The sequence below is a fragment of the Halovivax gelatinilyticus genome (genome assembly GCF_024300625.1).
GTDB classification, from domain to species: Archaea; Halobacteriota; Halobacteria; order Halobacteriales; family Natrialbaceae; genus Halovivax; species Halovivax gelatinilyticus.
Genome location: NZ_CP101322.1, coordinates 2,729,067 through 2,749,366, shown reverse-complemented (window position 1 = coordinate 2,749,366; position 20,300 = coordinate 2,729,067). Strand labels below are relative to the sequence as shown.

Below are 20,300 nucleotides of genomic sequence, written 5' to 3'. Positions count from 1 at the left end.
GAGGAGTCAACACGGCCAGTTTGCCCGCATCGATTTATGGGACGGCCCGTGGTGGATAGGGCGTCGCGTCGAGTGAATGATCGAGACACGATTCGTCGAACTCGTCGGCACGGATCCCGTCGTCCACGGGCTGGTCGGCGGAATCGTCATCGCGACGTTCAACCTCCTCGGAGCACTGCTCATCGTGCTGTGGCGTGATCCGTCGGAGCGAGCCCTAGATGGAGCGCTCGGATTCGCAGCCGGGATCATGCTCGCGGCGAGTTTTACGAGCCTCATCGTACCCGGGATCGAGATCGGCGGCGTCGGTCCCGTCTTCGTCGGGTTCGCAATCGGCGTCCTCGCGCTCGATCGCGCCGATCGGTGGATTCCACACGTCCACCTCGTCATTACGGGACGCCGACGCATCGAGAACGAAGTCGTAGACGACGATCGGTCGAATCGAGCCACCGGGCGGACGGCCGAGACGTCGTCTCGGAACGTCTCCGCGGTGATCCTCTTCGTCGTCGCCATCACGCTCCACAACGTGCCGGAGGGGCTAGCCGTCGGCGTCGCCTTCGGTGCTGAGGACCTCTCGATTGCGATTCCGCTGATGATCGCGATCGGAATACAGAACGTCCCGGAGGGATTTGCCGTCTCGGTCGCCGCGCGGAACGCGGGACTCGGATCGCTCTTCTACGCGGCGATCGTGGGGATCAGAGCCGGGCTCGTAGAGATTCCAATGGCCGTCTTCGGTGCCGCAGCCGTTCAAGTAGCCACACCGTTGCTTCCCTACGCGATGGGGTTCGCCGCGGGGGCGATGTTGTTCGTCATTAGCGACGAAATCGTTCCGGAAACCCACGCACGTGGGCACGAACGGATTGCCACGCTGGGAACGATGGCGGGCATCGCTATCATGGTCGTCCTCGACGTTTCACTCGAGTGAGATGTCGGGTTCGTGAACGCCGACATCGCTCTCGGTTTCGCCAGTACGTGATCGAAGTTCACACCGTTCTGTCGGATCGACTTCGAATGCGGATGCGCGAACGCGAAGGAGCTACTCCTGGACTGGCGGGAGAGTCAGGTGAAACGTCGATCCCTCTCCGGGTTCCGAGTCGACCCAGATTTCGCCGCCGTGACGCTCGACGATGCGGCGAGTGAGCGCGAGACCGATACCCGTCCCGGCGTGTTCTTCGTGTGAGTGCAATCGCTGGAAGACGCGAAAGACGCGATCGTGGTCGTCCGGCCGGATGCCGATCCCCTCGTCGTGAATCGAAATGCGCCAGCGATCGTCCAGCCGCGTTGCAGTTACGTCGATACGTGGCGAGTCATCACCGTGATACTCGATCGCGTTCTCGAGTACGTTCTGGAACACCTGTCTGAGCTGTGCTGGATCCCCCTCGACGCGGGGCATCGGATCGACCTCGACCGACGCTTCGGTCTCTTCTACCTGTAACTGGAGATCGTCGAGGACGTCGTTTAGAACGCACCCGAGGTCGATCGGCGCCATGGGTTCGCCTCGGGTCTCGACGCGGGAATACGCCAGCAGCCCTTCGATCATGTCGCGCATGCGGTCGGCGCCGTCGACGGCGTACTCGATGAACTCTTGTGCGTCGTCGTCGAGCTCGTCCGCATACCGTCGCTCGAGTAACGAAAGGTAGCTAGAGACCATTCGGAGCGGTTCCTGCAAGTCGTGACTGGCGGCGTAGGCGAACTGCTCTAGCCGTTCGTTCGATTCCTGAAGGTCATCGATGTAGCCGCGCCGATCGAAGTGAAGCTTCAGGAGCGTCGCGAGCATCTCGATCAGCTCGCGCTCTTCGTCCATGAAGGCGTCTTCGGCCGTCTCGGCGGCCGAAGTTTCACCGACGAGCGAAATCTCGATCCGAATAGGCGCGTCGTCGACGGTTCGACTCGTCGCGAGTATCCGAGGATCGGAATCGTCCGTTCGATCCGCGGCGGGGTACCGTGCATCGTCGCGCGTGGTCGCCGTGTGATCGCCGACCGAGACTCGCGCGACGGTTCGATCGGGATTGTGAAAGAACTGCGGAAGTATCGAGACGAACTCGGAGAGAAGCGATTCGACCGGTTGATCGACCGTTTCGAGCAGATTGGTCGCGAGTTGCAGGCCCATCAGCTCCTTTTCACGTTCTTCGAGTGCTCGCCGCCTGCGCTCGGCGAGTTCTTTCACGTCGGTGATCTCCGTCACCGCCGCCACGACTCGCTCGGGCGGACGTTCGTCGCCGATCGGGGTGACGTTTATCGAGAGCCAGCGTTGCTCGCCGTCGCCGTCTTCGACGAATATCTCCTGACCCGATATCGGCTCGCCGGTTTCTAACGCTCTCGCGATCGGCCGACGATCGGGCGGAAGTATCTCACCGTCCAGATCGTACATAGCCGGCAGCGTCTCGGTAGGCTCTCCGTCCTCGGGTACGGCCGGATCGAGGAGAGCGCCGATGTGCTCGTTCGCCCGGACGATCGAGCCGTCGCGGTGTACCACGGCGATCCCGACCGGACTGGTATCGAGAATTTGTTCGGTCAGTTCGTACTCGCGTCGTAACCGCCGTTCACTCTCCAGACGCGCCCGTTCGGACTCCTTTCGATCCGTGATGTCGTAGTAGAGTTCGACGCGCCCACCCGCGTACCGTCCCGATTCGATCGGTTTCGATCGGTGTTCGAGCCACCGCTCTCGCCGATCCGCGCCGGCCGTCATCAGACACTCGAACTGCTCGACGTACGTGTTGTCGTCGTAGGTCGCGAGAACGGTCTCTTCGAACGTTTCGGGGTCCGCCATGCGGTCGCGAATGGTCCCTTCGATCACCGTTCGCTTGTCGCGACCGATCACGTCGTTCGAATCGATGCCGAAGTACTCCTCGGTCGTCTCGTCGATCCAGACCACGTCGAACGAGTCGTCCAGAACGAAGACGCCGACGTCCGCCTCGTCGATTACCGACGAGATCGAGTCGTAGGTCTCCCAGATCGACGGAAGGTGCTCCGATCGATCCTGGTCTTCGACGGTTCGAACCACACCGACCGTGCCCTCGAACGAACCGTCGTCGACGAGCAGGCTGAATCTGAGTTCACTGGGAAGGGACGTCCCCCAGGCGGTTTCGATGGCCAGCGAGAACGTCGTATTCGGATCTTCACCCGATTCCAATCGTGCCCGAATCTCTCGCTCGAGGCGGCGCGCATCGTCGTCCTCGATCGCGATCGAGACGTGCTCGCCGAGAAGTTCTTCGCGGGTCCAGCCCGCCGTTTCGACGATGGCGTCGTTGACGGCGACGAACCGACCCTCGTCGTCGAGTCGGTAGATGCCGTCGTCGACGGCATTCACTAGACTCGCGTGGTGAGTCGCGGTCTCGGTCTCGCCTTCAGGAACGGGCGAGTTCGAGAATCCGTCCTCCTCGGTCATTGGGGCTACGACGGGTTCGATCGAAATAAGTTGCCGGTCGGTCGCGATGAGAACCGGTCGCGGACCCACCGAGTGGTTCGATCGGCCCAGAATCGGCGATTGCTTCAATTCGTGCCTCGATACACCAAACTTATTTACTGGTACTGTATACCATCCGCCGTGAATCGACGTCGATACCTCGCTGTCGTCGGGATGACTGCGCTGGCCGGGTGTACCAATGCTAGCTCCGGTGGGGACGACTCCGTTACCGAACTCGAGTTCGGCGAGTCGTACGACAAACCCGGCGGCCCGACGATTACGCTTTCAGGGTACGAGCACGCGACAGAGTACGAGTACGATGGATTTCTTGGCCAATCGGGAACGCACTCGGGAGAGTTCGTCTTCGTCGAAATCGACGTAAGCGGCGAACGCCCGCCGGCGAACGAGTTCACCCTGATTTCCGACGATCAGACGTACAGTCCGATGCGACGAACGGAGTACCATCGCGACGATCGCTACGACGAATCCGAAGAGAGCGGAAACGTTCTGGCTTTCGAGGCACCGGAGGGCGACGTGACCGTTCGGTACGAGTACGAACCGGACGAGGACGGATCTGCACATCGGGTCCTCTGGTCCGACGAGTGAGCCGTGAACTGAGAACTCATTCGAGCGTACGGGGCTCAGGGCGGCCCCACCACGTCGCTCGAGTCTAGTCGCTGTCACCCGACGACTGGCGAAGTCGGAATCTCACCCGCGTACGCCGTACGTGAGTGGGCAACGACGGCTATCCTCGAATCTGGGACCGCGGCTCGCGACGGACGGATCGTGATCCTAGTCGACGTAGCCACGTCCGTTCGGAGAGAGATAATTGTCATCGAGTTCACGACAGCGGGTGTCGGGGCGGGGACCACGTCCGGGTCGACCGAGCAAACGGAGACCGGGAAATCGGTAGAAGCCGTCCGTTCGACGAGCTAGAGCGGACCAGGTGACGCTTTTTTGTATCTCACCGTGGTAGCTTCCGACGATGGACTGGGAGGAGTTCGAAGACAGTCTCGGATCAAGCCACTCGCGAGTGCAATCGTCGTCGTACGACGAAGTCTTCGACATCCTCTCGAACCGCTACGGCCGGTACGCGCTGTACTACCTCGCACACGAACCCCGGTCGACGTTGGCCGAGATCACGGACTTCGTCACCGGGTTCTGGGCCATGGAGTCAGCATCGATCGCGACCCCCTCGACGCGAGAACGTGTTCAGATTCAGCTCTACCACGTTGTGCTCCCGAAACTCGACGACATCGATTACATCGACTTCGACGTCGAGACGCTCACGATCAGGAAGGCCGACGTTCACCCGGCGGTCAACACCATGCTTGGAATCGAACACTGACGAAACATCTTATATGGACTCACTGCGTGACGCGTTCGACGCGGTCGAAGCTCGCGAACGCACGCTCAGTGTCTACACAGACCGCGAGTCGGTCGTCACCGAGCTAACACGACAGTTTTCGACTCGTGCCGTCCGCGTCGAACACCAACCGTTTCCGGCAGCCGACGAGCCGGGCTTTCTGGTCGTCAAAGATGGTGATGGGCAGTTCCGCGGGGCGGTCGGTCTCGATCACCTGTCGACGATCATTTCACCCGAAACCCATCCGCCGTGGCGCATCGACGCCGACGATCGATCGACGGCACCGGCCCTCGACTTTCTCGAAAACACGATCTTCACCTCCTTCGAACGGCGTCAAATGCTGGCCGTAACCCGAGAGATCGAAGAACGAGCGTGGCGGGTCGGAACGGGCACCCTGTACGTCGGATTTCAGAACGCGGCGGCCTTCGACGCACAGGTTTCGGTCTACGACAGAATCGCCAGAGAGCGGGAACTCACGATTCGTATCTTCATCGACGACGACTGGTACCCGATGCAGGCAGCCGTCGGTGAGAGACTAGAAGATTCGATCGACATCGTCGCCGAGGCGGGTGAGGAGATCGGTCGGTTCTGGTTCGTCCTCTACGGCGGCGGCCGCAGCGATCTTAACGCGTCCGGGCTACTCGCCGAAGAACGCGCCGAGGGGTCGTATTACGGCTTCTGGACGGACGAACCCGATCGGGTGAGATCGCTCATCAACTACCTCGAATCGACCTACTGACCCACCGGAGCGTGGGTCGGGAATAAGACGCCGGTCAGCGTACTAGTTTCCCGTGGACGAACGAACCGCAGCCCGATCGATCGATCCTGAACGAGCCCCCGGGTTCGAGCGACCGCTCACTCGCAGACGATTTCTCGTAGCCGGCGGGTGCTTGGGGCTCGCGGGCGCCGCATCGAGCCGCATACCCCTCCGCGGGATCGATCGACCCGTCGGAGACGGATCGACCGACGTCGTCGAGAGACCGACGGTCGTCGTCTTCAACACCGGCGACGGGAGCGTCACCGTGATCGACGTCGAGACGGACGAGGCAATCGCGACCGTCCCGATCGGACTGACCGCATCGTTCCCCTCGAATCAGTTCTCGCCGCGACTCGTCGAAACCGCGGACGATCTCCTCTGGTGTAACGTCGACGATGGGGTCCGCGCAGTCTCGATCGGGTCGTTGGAACCGGCGACCGGCCTCGAGACCGGTTCCGGCGCGAACTGGCAGGAGCTAACCCCCGATGGAACGTACCTCGTCGTCAGCGCTCGCGAGCCGATCCACCGCCAGTATCGAATCGACGCCGATCCGACGGCCGAGCGGTTCGGCGAGGTCACCGGCGAGATCGATCGACGTCCCGAGGGCGGTCGCGACGAGCACGACGGACCCGGCCCCTGCGACGTCACTGTCCACCCGAACGGACGGTACGCGTACGTTCCCGACCTGTACGGCGATACGCTCACCGTCGTCGACGTCGAGTCGTTCGAGATCGACGCGCAGATCGACGTCGAACCGACCGATGACGGAGAGCCGCCGGCGCCGTACATGGCGACCGCCGCCTGGGACGGCGAGCACCTGCTCGTCGAAAACGACGGCGGCGAGTCCGGTAGCGAGAGTATCTGGGACGTTACCGACCCGGCGGCGCCCGTCGAAGTCGCACGCCTCGGGCCCGACGACGGCCTCGGCGATAGTCCCCTCACCAGCGAGATCGGACCGGACGCAGATGTCGGCTACGTCTTTACGCCCGGAACGGACGACGTGAGCGTGGTCGATCTGGCGGCACGTACGGTCGTGGACCGACTCGACCTCGGAGGATCAGCGTTCACCGGAACCTGGGACCCGGCCCGCGAGAAGCTGTACGTTCCGGTACAGACCACAGATACCGTCGCCGTGATCGACGCCGGCACCCGAACGGTCGTGACGACGATCGAGGTCGGCGACGCACCCTACGGCGCGACCGCCGCCCGCCTCAGACCGGCCGACCGTGTGATCGAGGGCGTGCGATCATCGAACGGGCGATCCCTGGAGTACGAGACGACGTTCTGTCGGGTCGAGTGTGCGTGCGGGACAGACTGTTGAGAACGACAGCGGGCCCTCGTCACCGCCGGGCGTCTTCCGTCGGCGTATCCGGTCGCGTCAATACTCGTAGAACCCGCGACTGGCGTTGACACCGACGTGGCCCCGTTCGACGAGTAATTCGAGGTGCGGGTGCGGGTCGTACCGGTCAGCACCCGTCTCCTCGTGGACATCTCGTAGCTTCGAGAGAACGACATCCAGCCCGATGTTATCAGCTCGCCGGCAGATTCCCTCGGGGAAATTCAATCCGAGTCGAACGCCCGCGTCGACGTCCTCGACCGTGGCGACCTCGCCGCCGACGAGCGACGCGGCGCGGTTTACCATCCTCGCTTCGACCCGAAGCGTATCGAAGTCCGCGCCCGCCCCGGTTTCGTAATCCGGCCCGGAACCGGTTTCGTAGTCGTAGTAGCCACGACCCGACGTTCGACCGAAGTCTCCCGCCTCGACCGCCCGTTCCATGATCGGCGGGACGTCGATCCCCCACTCTCGCCTGATTCGATATCCCACGTCGATGCCGGTGAGGTCGGCGAGTTCGAACGGACCCATCGGATACCCGCGCCGGTGAACCATCGCGGCATCCGCCTCACGGATCGTCGCCTCGCCCGCCGAGACCATCCAGGCGGGTTCGTCGATGTACGGGCCGAGAACCGAATTGACGACGAAGCCGCGAACGTCCGTTTCCACGCGGATCGGACGCTTGTCGATGGACTCGACCCACGCCTGAGCCCGATCTACAACCTCGTTCGTCGTGGCATCGCCGGCGATCACCTCAACCGCGTCCATCCTGACCGGCGGGTTGAAAAAGTGCAACCCGAGAACCCGTTCGGGTCGATCCGTCGCGGACGCGATAGCCGTGATCGGCAGGCTCGACGTGTTCGAGGCGAGCAGGGTCCCCTCGTCCGTCACGTCTTCGAGCCGTTCGAACGTCTCCCGTTTCAGCGCGAGCCGTTCGGGGATCGCTTCGATTACCAGATCCGCGTCGGCCGCGTCGGCGAGGTCGGTCGTCGGCTCGATTCGGTCCAGAACGGCCGCGGGCGACTCCTCGAGTGCGCCGCTCTCGGCCAGTTTGCCCAGACTCCACTCGACGGTCTCGTAGCCCTCCGCTAGCTTGTCGGGATCGACGTCCCGAAGAACGACCTCGTCGCCGGCGATCGCCGCCACCTCGGCGATGCCGTGACCCATACGTCCCGCACCGAGGACCGCGACGCGTTCGATCGTGTCGGCCACCATGGCTCGAACGAGGGCCGGGGCGACCTTTAGCGCAGCGGAGTCGGGAGGTTGGCCACCTCGCGTTCGACGAGCTCGCCGGATGAACGTAGATAGTCGTGTACAGGTACGTGGGCCCTATCCCAGATACGTATAACAGGTATTATATCGAATAGCGGCGTACCGACATCCATGCAACACCGTGTTCGTGCCATCGGGAAAGCGGAAACCGAAGAGCCGGACGACGAGGGCGAACCGGCGACACCCGAATCCGACGTCTCACCATCGGACGACGAGAAAACGCTGGACGATATCATCGACTCCTACACCGACTAAGGTCACCCGACCGCGGGCGGTTACCGATCGGTTCCTCCGTACCCGTGCCTCGTGATCGATGAGGCTATCGCTCGATCGACTACCCGCGTCCGTTCGTCCGAGATATCACATACACACACCACGTAGGTGGTCGGTCGTGAAATCGATCGACGGCGGTCGGGCGCTCGCCACCGAACCGATGATCCCTGCAGGCAGCAAGAAGACCTGATTCGACGGTGACGGTGAGTACACTCACATGGACAATAGCTGCGCGGACGAAACGGAGAAAAAAGATCGCGTAGCCGTCCGGTGCGATACCTGCGAAACGATCGGTCCGGCGCGGGTCTGGCCGTCCGGTGCGATACCTGCGAAACGATCGGTCCGGCGCGGGTCTGGCCGTCCGGGCGAATCGAACCGGTCGGTGGCCCGTCTCTCTGCGCGTGTGACGATCCAGCACTGCGTGTCCTCAGCGAACCGGACGAGGCGGTCGAACGGGACGACTGATCGGCACAGAGATCCGGTGGGAGGTAGAGCGGGAATCTCGATGAGCGCCGAGAAACGCCACCCGTCGTGGATGACTTTCGTTCGTACCGATTGCACGATGAGCACCACCGCGACGTCGATCACACGACAGCGGGTTGTGGCGCCTGCTGACGGCGACATGTGAGCCGTCGGTCGGTGAGCCGGTCCGATCGGGTAGGCGGTGTATACAGCAGTCGCGGTACGACGACACCGAAGCAGGGTCGGTATGCACCACGAAAGTGTTACAAGGCCGACATCTACTACGATAGTCTTTCAAGGCCGACATCTACTACGATAGTCTTTCAAGGCCGACATTTACCACGAAACCGTAGCAGTTGCGGCTATTCAGCGCGCCCACGCCTTCGCCTGTGTGGGAAGGCTTTTGATCCCTCCCGGGAAAGTAGCGCCAACGGCGTAGTCGCTCTCGGTGGCGTTGATTCGACGTTCGATCGGTGATTTTACCCCGACGGGTACGAGACCGGTTCCGATACGTCGATTCGACGGGGAGATCACAGACGACGAACCCCATCCGATCGAGTTGACTTTCCGAATTCGTGCAGGTTAACGATCACATATATGAGCACCGACGACACGACACACGACGATCTACTCACTCGCGTCCGCAACGAGGTCTCCGATCAACTGGACGTGACCGACGTTCAGTACGAGGGACCAAATCTCGTCATCTATTCGACGACGCCCCGGGAGTTCGCCGAGGACGGCGACATCCTCGGTCGGTTGGCGCGCACGCTACGCAAACGACTGACGATCCGTCCGGCAGAGGGCACGCAATCGAGTCGCTCCGAAGCCGAGGCGATTATTCACGATACCGTCCCCGACGAAGCCGAGATCAAAAACGTCGACTTTCACCCTTCGGTCGGCGAAGCCATCATCGAGGCGGAGAAGCCGGGCCTCGTAATCGGCCGACGCGGTGAGACGTTACGCGAAATTACCCAGGAAGTCGGCTGGCAGGCCGACGTCGTCCGAACGCCGCCGATGGAGTCGACGACGGTCTCGAACGTCAGAAACTACCTCAAGCAAGAGCGCGGGGAACGACGCGACTTTCTTCGACGCGTCGGGGAGTCGATTCACGGCCAGCCCCAGAACGACGTCGACTGGGTTCGAGTGACGACGCTCGGCTGCTGTCGCGAGGTCGGACGAGCCAGCTTCGTCTTGCACACGCCGAACACGCGCATCCTCATCGATTGTGGCGACAAGCCCGGCGCGGAAGGCGAAGTGCCCTACTTACACGCCGAGGAGGCGATGCCGCTAACAGACCTCGACGCAGTCGTCCTGACCCACGCCCACCTGGATCACAGCGCGTTGCTCCCGCTCATTTTCAAGTACGGCTACGACGGGCCGATCTACACGACGGAACCGACGCGCGACCTGATGGGGCTGCTCACCCTCGACTATCTGGACGTCGCCGCGAAAGAGGGTCGGAAGCCGCCGTACGAGTCAGAACAGGTGCGAGAGGCGATCAAGCACACGATCCCGGTCCAGTACGGGAACGTCACGGACATCGCCCCGGACATCAAACTCACGCTCCACAACGCCGGTCACATTCTGGGAAGCGCGATCGCTCACTTCCACGTGGGATCCGGCGATCACAACGTCGTTTTCTCGGGCGACATCCACTACGAACCCACGCGCCTGTTCAACGGCGCAGTCAACGACTTCCCGCGCGCCGAGTCGATGATCATGGAGTCGACGTACGGTCGGAAAAACGACTACCAGACGGAGACGGCAGAAAGCGAGGCGAACGTCCACCAGATAATTCGGGAGACCTACGACCAGGGCGGAACGGTCGTGATCCCCGCATTCGCGGTGGGTCGGTCACAGGAGTTGATGCTCGTGTTAGAAGAGGCGATGGCCGAGGGCGAGATCCCCACGATGCCGGTCTACCTGGACGGCATGATCCGCGAGGCGACGGCGATACACACGGCCTATCCCGAGTACCTGCGCGACGGGCTCCGCGATCGGATCCTCCACGAAGACGACAATCCGTTCGTCGCAGATCAGTTCCAGCAGGTCGACGGCGGAGACGAGATGCGAGAAGAGATCGCGAGCGACGACCCCTCGGTGATCCTCTCGACGTCGGGGATGGTGACCGGCGGACCGATCATGTCGTGGCTGGAATTGCTCGGGCCGAATCCGGACAACACGCTCCTGTTCGTCGGCTACCAGGCCGAAGGGACCCTCGGAAGACGAATCCAGAGCGGACGGCGGGAGATGGAACTCACCGGGAGCAACGGTCGGACGTCGCGCGTGACCCTGTCGATGCGCATCGAGTCGGTGAGCGGATTTTCCGGCCACGCCGACCGGGCGGGGCTCGAAGCCTTCGTCAAGGAGATGAACCCGCGACCGGAGCGGATCCTCTGTGTCCACGGCGACGAGCAGGCGACGAATCACCTCTCCTCGGCGCTGTATCAGAAGTTCGACGTCCGGACCCACCAGCCGAAGAACCTCGAAACGTTCCGGCTCTTGTAACGTGACGGTTCGCGCGACCGGGTACCGGTTGCCGAACTAACAGAGTCGAACACACACCGAGCGGACCAGTCGCCACCGCACGCGTCCAGCGACCCGATGAGTTCGAAGAATCGACCATCGAATCGACGAGTCGGTTCGTGTCGAGAGCGAGTCATACTCACGAGAGAACCGATGCAAATAAAAGCCAGACCGGTGAGTGTTGTGTTATGGGTTTTGGAAGCTACGACGAGTCGGAGCAACAGCAACCGGACGTGGGAGACGAAGACGAGACTGGGACAACGGTGGACGTCCACGAAAACGATCACGATGGAGAGATGTCGGTGGAAACTGGTGCGTCGACCGACGATCTCCTCGGGCAGCTCCAGGAGATTAAGGATAACAAAGAGTGAGAGCTGCTTCGTTCTGAAGAGTATACGTCACTGGAGACTGTTCGATTGCCGATCGATTCACGACCGTCCAGGGTATCCGCTACGCTGTGACTGGTATACAGCGGTAACCGGGTAGTGCACCCGCTCCACATCTGCTGAAAATACTCGTTCAGAATCGCCGTCAGGCGACCGTGAAAGAGAGAATTTAGTTGCGGACGACGTTCGTCGCGCGGGGGCCTTTGGGGGCCTGTTCGATATCGAATTCGATCTCAGTTCCTTCCTCTAGGTCGGGGCCGCCAACGTCTTCCATGTGGAAGAACACGTCATCGTCCTCGTCGTCCGTCGAAATGAAACCGTAGCCGCCTGTGTCGTTGAAGAAATCAACTTTACCGTTTGCCATTGCAACCAAACGTACAGGTCATTTGCGTATAAGACTTGCGAGAGTCACGGTACCACGGGGTTCGAGTAACCGTTTGTCCATCCAAATTCCGCCGCCGAGAACGCGCGCCGGCCGGAGCTGAAACCCACAGCTTCAAACCGTCAGCGTCCGCGCACCCCTACATGACCCGACCGCTTCGCGAGTACCTCGCGGCGCACGCCACGCGAGCGCCATCGATTGCACCAGACGGCCGGCTGGCGTTTCTCGCCGACACGACGGGAACGATGCAAGTGTGGACGGTAGAAGCGCCCCGACGGTGGCCAGTCCAGCGGACGGCATACGACAACCGCGTCTCGTTCGCCGACTGGTCGCCCGACGGCGTCCTCGCCTTCGGAAAGGACGCCGGTGCGGACGAACACGACCAGTTGTTCTGTCTCGATCCGGAGACCAACGCGATCGCCCAACTGACCGACGACCCCGACGCGATCCACCTCTGGGGCGGCTGGAGCCCCGACGGCGACCGGATCGCGTTCACCGCCAACCGGCGCGACCGGAGCACGTTCGACGTTCACGTGATGGACGTCGCCGACGTCGTCGCAGATCCACAATCGGGGAAACCGGACGACCCGGCGGTCGTTTCCGAGGGCGAGGGCGGATTCTACGCGATCGACGACTGGAGCCCGGACGGCGACCGTCTCCTCGTCAGCACCGCCCACGCGAGTTCGGACACCGACCTGTTCGTCGTCGATATCGAATCCGGCGAGCGTCGCCACGTCACGCCACACGACGGCCACGTTCTGTACACGCACGCCGCGTTCGGACCCGACGGCGGCGTCTACTGCCTCTCCGACGCGAACGCCGACGGTCGCGAACTCGTCCGCATCGACGTCGACTCGCTCGACGTCGAAACGGTCGTCGACGCAGAAGACGGCGTCCTCGACGTCGCCGAAACGCTCCCCGAGTCGGTCGAAGCCGTCCACACGGACGACGCCGAACACGCACGCGGTAGTACCCACGATCATCCCGCCTGGCCGATCGATGACTTCGTTCTCGACGCCGAATCGGGCCGGCTCGCCTACACCCGTAACGTCGAGGGCTACTCCGTGGCCGCCGTCGGCCGCCTCGCCAGCGCAACTGACGTCGCGGCCGTCCCCCTCGAACACCCGACCGGGGTCGTCTCGGAGCTATCGATCGGTCCCAACGGTGAACGGGTTGCGATGACCGTCTCCGCGACGAACCTGAACTACTCGATCTACGTCGCCGACGCCACCGACGTCGGTGAAGCCGCCCCAGAAACGACGCGCTGGACGGTCCCCTCTACTGGCGGCGTGACGCTCGACCAGTATCACGAACCGGAATTGATCCGCTACGAGACGTTCGACGTCGACGGGGTAGGCAAGTCTGCTCGCGAGGCTTCCGCTCGCGCTGGGGAGATTCCCGCGTTCTTCACCCTCCCCGAAGACGCCAAACCGGGCGAGACGCCCGTGATCGTCGACATCCACGGCGGACCGGCCGCCCAGCGACGCCCCTCCTGGCGCAACCGCCCGATCAGGCAGTACTTCCTCGATGCGGGCTACGCGCTGTTCGAGCCGAACGTCCGCGGCTCGACCGGCTACGGCAAGACCTACGCCGCTCTCGACGACGTCGAAAAGCGGATGGACTCCGTCCGCGACATCGATGCGGCGGTCGACTGGCTCGCCGATCACCCGATGGTCGACGAGGACAGGCTGGTCTGCTACGGCCGGTCCTACGGCGGGTTCATGGTTCTAGCGGCAATTACCGAGTATCCTGAACACTGGGCGGCCGCCGTCGATTTCGTCGGCATCGCAAACTGGGTCACGTTCCTCGAAAACACCGGAGCGTACCGCCGATCGCATCGCGAGGCCGAGTACGGTTCGCTCAAAGACGACCGCGAATTCCTCGAGTCGATCAGTCCCATCCACCGGGTCGATCGAATCCAGTGTCCGCTGTTCGTCCAGCACGGCGAGAACGACCCGCGAGTGCCGGTCGACGAGGCGCGCCAGATCGCCGACGCCGTCGCGGAACGCGGTATCCCCGTCGAGACGTGTATCTTCGAGGACGAGGGCCACCACACCACCTCGCGCGAGAACCGGATCGAGCAGTTCGAGCGCATCGTCGACTTCCTGGACGAGCACGTCGGGTAATCGGTTCGAATCGGGATCGGATCGTCTCAGTACCGATCGAAGTAACGGTCTTGAACTTTCACGAAAATTGCCATCAACACGGCGAAGACCCCCGCCGCTATCCCGATCTGAACCCAGTGGACGAGTGCGAGCGGTTCGACGTCGAACAGGAGCTGACCGGCCGGTGTGTACAGTACGAGTAACTGCAGCCCCACGGCGACGAAGACCGCAAGGACGAGCCAGCGATTCGAGAAAATACCGAGTCCGTACCGAAAGCGAATCGCCTGGATACGAACGATTTCCATGACGACGAAGCCGGTGAAGACCATCGTCTGTGCGAGGTCGCGGCTCGGCTCGTACCCCGGTTCCCAGTCGGTCACCGTCCCCACCAGGTCGTAGCCAGGAATCACCTGCCCGGTGAAGTTAAACGTAAAGAGCGGCAGGAGACAGATCGTCATGAAGAGGGCAATTCCGACGACGGAGGTGACGATACGCGTCGTGATCACGCCCTCCGAACGCTTTCGAGGCTCGCGATCCATGATGTCCGGCGCCGCCGGGTCGACGCCCATCGACAGCGCCGGGATGCCGTCGGTGACGACGTTGATCCAGAGAATCTGGATCGGCGTGATGACGAGTCCGAGCCCGGCCATCGATCCGGTGAAGATCATCGTCACCTCGCCGCCGTTGCCAGACAGCAGATAGTTGACGAACTTTCTGACGTTGTCGAAGATGCGCCGGCCGCCGTGGACCGCGTCGCGGATCGTCGCGAAGTTATCGTCCAGCAAGACGATGTCCGACGCCTGCTCGGTGACGTCCGTTCCGCGGATACCCATCGCGATGCCGACGTCCGCGTTCTTGACCGCAGGCGCGTCGTTGACGCCGTCACCCGTCATCGCGACCGTGTGGCCCTGACCTTGTAGCGTCTGTAAGATCCGCGTCTTGTGCGCCGGCGAGGTGCGCGCGAAGATGTCCACCTCCGCGAGCAGGTCGACAAGTTCCGCGTCGCTCGCCTCCTCCAGTTCCGGGCCCGTGACCACCGAGGGCGAATCGATACCGACCGCCTCGCCGATGGCGCGCGCCGTCACCGCGTTGTCGCCGGTCACCATCACGACATCGATACCAGCGCGCTGGCAGGCGTCGATCGCGGCCGGCACCTCGTCTCTGGGCGGGTCGAGCATTCCCTGCAGGCCGAGAAAGATCATCTCGTCTTCGATCGCCTCGGCCGCCTCCGCCGGCGCGTTCGATTTGGACGCGAACGCCATCACGCGCAGGGCGTCCTCGGCGAACGCCTCGTTCGTGGCTTCGATCTCGGCCCGGCGCTCGTCGGTGAGAGAAACGACCTCACCGTCGACCAGTTCGCGGTCACACCGCTCCAAGACGGTTTCCGGAGCGCCCTTCATGTAGGCGACACGGTCGCCCTCGGGGGTCCGGTGTAGCGTCGTCATCCGCTTTCGATCGGAGGTGAAGTCCACCTCGCCGATCCGGGGATATCGCTCCGTCAATTCGCGGCGGTCCAGTCCGGCTTTCTCCGCCGCGACGAACAGCGAGATCTCGGTCGGATCGCCGAGGTAAACCTGCGACTCCGGTCCCGCATCCCCCTCCGACGGGACGGCGCGCTCGCCCGTCGGTGCAACGCCGCCGTCGGCCACGTTGGGGTCGTTCTCAACGGCTGACTCGTCGTCGGTTTCGCGTCGGCCGATGTCGACGTTGTTACACAACATTCCACAGCGAAACAGTGTCGCGAACCGATCCGGCGAGACGGTCTCACCATCCCGACGAAACTCGCCGCGGGGATCGAATCCCGACCCGGTCACGTCGAACGTCTCGTCGTCGGCGAACAGCCGCGTGACGGTCATCTCCTCTTCGGTGAGCGTCCCAGTCTTGTCGGTACAGATGACGTCGACGGACCCGAGCGCTTCGACGATCGGGAGTCGACGAACGAGCGCGTTCTGCTCGGCCATCCGTCGTGCCCCGAGCGCCAGCGACAGGGTGACGACCGCAGGGAGGCCCTCCGGGACGGCGGAAACGGCGATCCCGACGGCCGTCAAGAAGACCGCAAGCGGCGCCGTGTCGCCGATGAGGAGTTCGGTGACGGCGATGACCGCGACGATGGCGACGACGCCGACGGCGATCACCTTTCCTAGCCGGTCCATCTCGGCCTGGAACGGCGTATCGCGTTCCTCGGCCGTTTCGAGCGCCGCGGCGATCTCGCCGATCTCAGTCGCCCCGCCCGTCCCGACTACCAGGGCCGTCCCGGAACCGCGCTCGACCACCGTGTCCTTGTAAATCGCGTTCGTTCGCTCGGCGATCGACGTCTCCGGATCGACCGTTCCGGGTTCCTTCGAGACGCCGACGCTCTCGCCGGTCAGGGCCGATTCGTCGACGCTGAGATTCGATTCGGAGACGAGACGCGCGTCCGCTGGGACGATGTCGCCAGACTCCACGGAGACGACGTCGCCCGGGACGACCCGCCTGGCGTCGATTTCGACGGTTTCTCCGTCGCGTCGGACGATCGCTCGCGTCGTCGAGAGTTCGGCCAGCGCGGCGATGCTCTGTTCGGCCCGGTAATCCTGGACGAATCCGAACAGGGTGATGAACACGACGATGCCAGCGATGACGGCCGCGTCGAGCGTGTGACCGACAGCGCCCATCACGGCCGCAGCGACGATCAGTACCCAGATGAGCGCCGAGGTGTATTGCTCGGCGAGAATCTGCCAGACGGAGACGCCCTCGCCCGTTTCGATCTCGTTCGGTCCGTACCGGTCGAACCGTCGTTTCGCCTCGGCGCGGTCCAGGCCCTCCGGACCCGTTTCCAGCCGCTCGTAGAGCGACTCGATCGGCTCGGCGTGTGGCCGGTCGATCTCGTCGGATACCGCCATCGTCTGCGCTTCGGTCCCGGGCACGGCGGGTCCCTACGACAAGGGTTACCGTAATGGAAGGGGGAAACGGTCACATTTTACAACGTGTACGCCCCAGCATTATGGCTCCGACCGGCGTATCGACGCTATGCTCGATGGAAAACGAGCGATCGTTACTGGCGGAACGAAAGGGATCGGCAAGGCCATCGCGCGAGCGTACGTCGACGCCGGCGCCGAGGTCGTGATCGCGAGTCGGGACGAGGCGGACGGCACGTCGGTCGCAGACGAGATCGGTGCCGAGTTCAGATCCGTCGACGTTCGCGACTGGGACCGCGTTCGGACGCTCGTCGACGGCGTGGCCGAGGACTACGGCGGGCTCGACGTGATGGTGAACAACGCCGGAATCGGGAGTACGACCGGCATCGAGGAGATGGACGTAGACGAGTGGGAGACCGTCGTCGACGTCAATCTGGGCGGCGTGATGCGAGGGACGAAGGCTGCGATGGCCCACCTCCGCGAGACGCAGGGCAGCGTCATCAATATCGAATCCATCTACGGGTTGCGCGGCGGCAAAGGGGCGACCGCCTACTCGGCGGCCAAAGGAGGCACGATCAACTTCACCCAACAGGTGGCCGTCGACTACGCCGCCGAAGGCGTCCGCGTCAACGGAATTTGTCCGGGATTCGTTCACACGCCGATGACGGACGACGTGCTCGAAGACGACAGTTTCTACAGGTACGTCGTCCAGCGCACACCGATGGAGCGTGCAGCCGAGCCCGATGAAATCGCCCCACTCGCCGTCTTTCTCGCCTCCGACGGGGCGTCGTACATCACCGGCGCGAACATTCCGGTCGATGGTGGGTGGACGGCGTTCTGATCCGACGTAACACATCCTTACGGCGTGTAGGCTCCGTCCTCGTCGATCCCGTTCGAGAAGAGGGCGGTGTCCTCACCCGCTACAGATCCGAGGGCTAATCGCGAGTACTATGAGCGATCGGTCTGAAGCACCGCGTATGACCTGGCGCCTGGAGACGGCCGACGATCGGTGGATCGAACTTCGTCGGGACGACGGACTCAGGCTCTCTGCCGCGGTGGAATACGAACTCGAGTCACGGACCGTCTGGACGTTCACCGTCCAGGACGAATCGAGTACCGTCCTGACCAGCCACGGCTGGGAAATCCGGACCGAAGAACACCTCTGGGAGGTCCTCGACTGTTTTACCCACCGTTTCGGCCGAGCGCGCACAACGCAGGTCGAGTAAGTTCTCGAGATCGAATCGTCGGCGTTACTGGGCCACCTCTCGCGGCATCACTTCGGTAAAGAGATCGCTCTCGCACAGCCGACACGAGCGCGGCGGTTCCGTGCGCGCGACGACGACGGCACACGATTCACAGGCGAAGAACGGTCGCCGTTCGTGTTTTCCAGGCTCCATCGGCGTCCCTAGGGGTCGGAGACGGATAGCGACGCGCCGTCGGTCGCCTGCTCTATCGGGAAAACCGGTGGGTTCGAATGGGCACCGAACTGGCCCACCGGTGGTCAAATCGTGCGGAGACCGGCGAGCGGGTGTGTCGCTGCCGACAGGGGATCGACGCAAGTCACTCACCGGAGCCGACGCCCAGGTCGGGCAAGGGAATGGGAATGCGGGCCTGGGACGATTCGGCCAGAAAGTAATCGGTGGTAATAGTGAATAAATGTTTGGCAGACGCGCGTCAGACGGACCCGGGTCGGGTTGACCAGTATCGAATCGGACGAAGCAGTTTCGATTCGAAATGTATACCCCCGCCGACTCGAACCGACAGGTGTGAGCGAAAACAGGGCGCAGTTTCGAGCGCTGTATCTCACCCGGTTCGCCGAAGGGTTCGGGTTCATCACGCTGATCACGCTGTTGCCGTACTACATCAACGATCTCGATCCGTCGGGGACGACGATCCTCGGCGTGACGATCAGCGCCGGGCTCGTCATCGGGATGTACACGACAGGGTTTACGCTCGCGCAGACGGCGGCGATCGTCCCGCTCGCCTGGGGCGGCGACCGGTTCGATAAGCGGACCGTCCTCCTCGTCGTCCTTGCGATCGGGATCGGCGCCTACGCGCTGTTTCCGATAGTCGATTCGAGCGGCTCGTTCATCGCGATTCGAGCCCTTCAGGGCATCGCGGTCACCGGCGCGGGCCTGATGACACTCTCGCTCGTCGGCCAGATCGCCCACGCGGGCACCCGGGCGAATCACATCGGCAAGGCCAACGCCGCGAGCTTCGGCGCGTCGATCATCGGAAGTGTCAGCGCCGGGAGCCTCTACGACGCCTTCGGTTTCGGCCCCATCTTCGCCATCATCGTCGTCATCATGTTCGTCGCCTGGATCGGGACGTTCGTCTACCTCGATCCGGACGAGACGCGCATCGAGGGCTTTCCGTTCACCGATCTCGCGCTCAATCGCCGGATCGTGACGCTCTCAACCTTTCGTATCCAGTACGCGTTTTCGGTCACGCTCGTGAGAACGTGGATCCCCATCTTCGCCGGCGTCGCCGCCGCGGAGGGTGGCCTGGCCTACGGTGGATTCGCCGTCGCGCTCACCGTGACGGCCGAGAAGTTCACCAACATGTGCTGTCAGCCGTTCACCGGGCGGCTCTCCGACGGCTACGGCCGCGCGGCTTTCGTCTTCGCGGGCGGCCTCGCCTACGGCCTCATCGCGCTGACGGTTCCCTTCTCGCCGGCGATCGGATCGGCACTCGGTATGCCGAGCGATCTCATCATCACCGTCCCGGCGATACTCGCCGGCATCAGCCTTCCTGCGCTCGTTCCAGTCGAGACGATCCCACACCAGCTGACCATCGTCCGCGACGTCTCTCCGGCGTTCGTGCCGCTGGTCGTCATCTCCGGGCTCCTCGGCGTCGCCGACAGCTTTCGGGAGCCGGCGAGCATGGCCCTGTTCGCCGACGAGGGAACTGAAGAGGGTGGCGTCGCGTCGAGTTTCGGTATCCGGGAACTCGTCTGGCGGCCGGGAAGCGTCATCGCTCCGTTGCTCGGTGGCTGGCTCATGGTAGAGGTGGGAATGTCGTCTGTGTTCTTCCTCGGCGGCGCGTTCGCGCTGACCGGGGCCCTCACGTTCCTCGCCGTGCTTCTCTGGTTCCACGGACCCCGGGCGCTTACGACGTGGTAACGAGCGGGGCGGGCTC

The 20,300-nt window shown here is 63.1% G+C and carries 17 protein-coding genes and 1 pseudogene; 13 read left to right on the top strand and 5 right to left on the bottom strand.

Annotation, left to right across the window (positions count from 1 at the left end):
- The first annotated feature begins 76 nt into the window (after positions 1 to 76).
- Entirely contained in the window at positions 77 to 922 is an 846-nt protein-coding gene (locus tag NKH31_RS13085; protein ID WP_254862237.1) for a ZIP family metal transporter, read from the top strand.
- Positions 923 to 1,033: 111 nt separating this feature from the next.
- Here NKH31_RS13085 and NKH31_RS13080 read toward each other — a convergent pair whose 3' ends face one another.
- The gene (locus NKH31_RS13080) at positions 1,034 to 3,385 is read right to left on the bottom strand and encodes a PAS domain-containing sensor histidine kinase (protein WP_254862236.1); all 2,352 of its coding nucleotides are present in this window, start codon (positions 3,383 to 3,385) and stop codon (positions 1,034 to 1,036) included.
- Positions 3,386 to 3,544: 159 nt separating this feature from the next.
- On the opposite strand from NKH31_RS13080, the gene NKH31_RS13075 reads away from it, so the two are divergent.
- The 4 genes from NKH31_RS13075 to NKH31_RS13060 all read left to right on the top strand — a co-directional run bounded on the left by NKH31_RS13075 (position 3,545) and on the right by NKH31_RS13060 (position 6,847).
- Positions 3,545 to 4,009, top strand: a complete 465-nt coding sequence (locus tag NKH31_RS13075; RefSeq protein ID WP_254862235.1) for a hypothetical protein — start codon at positions 3,545 to 3,547, stop codon at positions 4,007 to 4,009.
- Between the two features lie 379 nt (positions 4,010 to 4,388).
- Positions 4,389 to 4,751, top strand: a complete 363-nt coding sequence (locus tag NKH31_RS13070; RefSeq protein WP_254862234.1) for a DUF7344 domain-containing protein — start codon at positions 4,389 to 4,391, stop codon at positions 4,749 to 4,751.
- 13 nt (positions 4,752 to 4,764) lie between these two features.
- Complete coding sequence (locus NKH31_RS13065; protein ID WP_254862233.1) at positions 4,765 to 5,508, top strand: histidine kinase; 744 nt, start codon at positions 4,765 to 4,767, stop codon at positions 5,506 to 5,508.
- 52 nt (positions 5,509 to 5,560) lie between these two features.
- Positions 5,561 to 6,847, top strand: a complete 1,287-nt coding sequence (locus NKH31_RS13060; RefSeq protein ID WP_254862232.1) for a YncE family protein — start codon at positions 5,561 to 5,563, stop codon at positions 6,845 to 6,847.
- A gap of 60 nt (positions 6,848 to 6,907) precedes the next feature.
- Here NKH31_RS13060 and NKH31_RS13055 read toward each other — a convergent pair.
- Positions 6,908 to 8,074: pseudogene (locus NKH31_RS13055) on the bottom strand (3-hydroxyacyl-CoA dehydrogenase); the annotation flags it as partial.
- Positions 8,075 to 8,242: 168 nt separating this feature from the next.
- On the opposite strand from NKH31_RS13055, the gene NKH31_RS13050 reads away from it, so the two are divergent.
- From NKH31_RS13050 to NKH31_RS13040, 3 genes are all read left to right on the top strand, one after another.
- Complete coding sequence (locus NKH31_RS13050; RefSeq protein ID WP_254862231.1) at positions 8,243 to 8,386, top strand: hypothetical protein; 144 nt, start codon at positions 8,243 to 8,245, stop codon at positions 8,384 to 8,386.
- A gap of 1,077 nt (positions 8,387 to 9,463) precedes the next feature.
- On the top strand, positions 9,464 to 11,377 hold the full coding sequence (locus NKH31_RS13045) for a beta-CASP ribonuclease aCPSF1 (RefSeq protein WP_254862230.1): 1,914 nt from the start codon (positions 9,464 to 9,466) through the stop codon (positions 11,375 to 11,377).
- Positions 11,378 to 11,583: 206 nt separating this feature from the next.
- On the top strand, positions 11,584 to 11,766 hold the full coding sequence (locus NKH31_RS13040; RefSeq protein ID WP_254862229.1) for a DUF5786 family protein: 183 nt from the start codon (positions 11,584 to 11,586) through the stop codon (positions 11,764 to 11,766).
- Between the two features lie 184 nt (positions 11,767 to 11,950).
- Here the strand turns inward: NKH31_RS13040 and NKH31_RS13035 are convergent, their stop codons facing one another.
- Positions 11,951 to 12,145, bottom strand: coding sequence for a cold-shock protein (locus NKH31_RS13035; RefSeq protein WP_254862228.1), 195 nt, complete (start codon positions 12,143 to 12,145; stop codon positions 11,951 to 11,953).
- A 161-nt stretch (positions 12,146 to 12,306) separates the two neighbouring features.
- Between NKH31_RS13035 and NKH31_RS13030 the strand changes: the two genes are divergently transcribed.
- On the top strand, positions 12,307 to 14,289 hold the full coding sequence (locus NKH31_RS13030; protein ID WP_254862227.1) for a S9 family peptidase: 1,983 nt from the start codon (positions 12,307 to 12,309) through the stop codon (positions 14,287 to 14,289).
- Positions 14,290 to 14,315: 26 nt separating this feature from the next.
- Here the strand turns inward: NKH31_RS13030 and NKH31_RS13025 are convergent, their stop codons facing one another.
- Complete coding sequence (locus NKH31_RS13025) at positions 14,316 to 17,147, bottom strand: cation-translocating P-type ATPase (protein WP_254864813.1); 2,832 nt, start codon at positions 17,145 to 17,147, stop codon at positions 14,316 to 14,318.
- A 127-nt stretch (positions 17,148 to 17,274) separates the two neighbouring features.
- Here NKH31_RS13025 and NKH31_RS13020 point away from each other — a divergent pair, with 127 nt between their 5' ends.
- On the top strand, positions 17,275 to 18,003 hold the full coding sequence (locus tag NKH31_RS13020; protein WP_254862226.1) for an SDR family NAD(P)-dependent oxidoreductase: 729 nt from the start codon (positions 17,275 to 17,277) through the stop codon (positions 18,001 to 18,003).
- Positions 18,004 to 18,139: 136 nt separating this feature from the next.
- Entirely contained in the window at positions 18,140 to 18,388 is a 249-nt protein-coding gene (locus NKH31_RS13015; protein WP_254862225.1) for a hypothetical protein, read from the top strand.
- A gap of 24 nt (positions 18,389 to 18,412) precedes the next feature.
- Here the strand turns inward: NKH31_RS13015 and NKH31_RS13010 are convergent, their stop codons facing one another.
- A complete protein-coding gene (locus tag NKH31_RS13010) occupies positions 18,413 to 18,559 on the bottom strand; it encodes a hypothetical protein (RefSeq protein ID WP_254862224.1) in 147 nt (48 codons plus the stop codon).
- Positions 18,560 to 18,636: 77 nt separating this feature from the next.
- On the opposite strand from NKH31_RS13010, the gene NKH31_RS13005 reads away from it, so the two are divergent.
- Both NKH31_RS13005 and NKH31_RS13000 read left to right on the top strand, forming a co-directional pair.
- Positions 18,637 to 18,798 carry a hypothetical protein gene (locus tag NKH31_RS13005; RefSeq protein WP_254862223.1) on the top strand — a complete coding sequence of 54 codons (162 nt, stop codon included), beginning with the start codon at positions 18,637 to 18,639 and terminating at the stop codon, positions 18,796 to 18,798.
- A 130-nt stretch (positions 18,799 to 18,928) separates the two neighbouring features.
- Complete coding sequence (locus NKH31_RS13000) at positions 18,929 to 20,284, top strand: MFS transporter (protein WP_254862222.1); 1,356 nt, start codon at positions 18,929 to 18,931, stop codon at positions 20,282 to 20,284.
- Positions 20,285 to 20,300 lie beyond the last annotated feature (16 nt).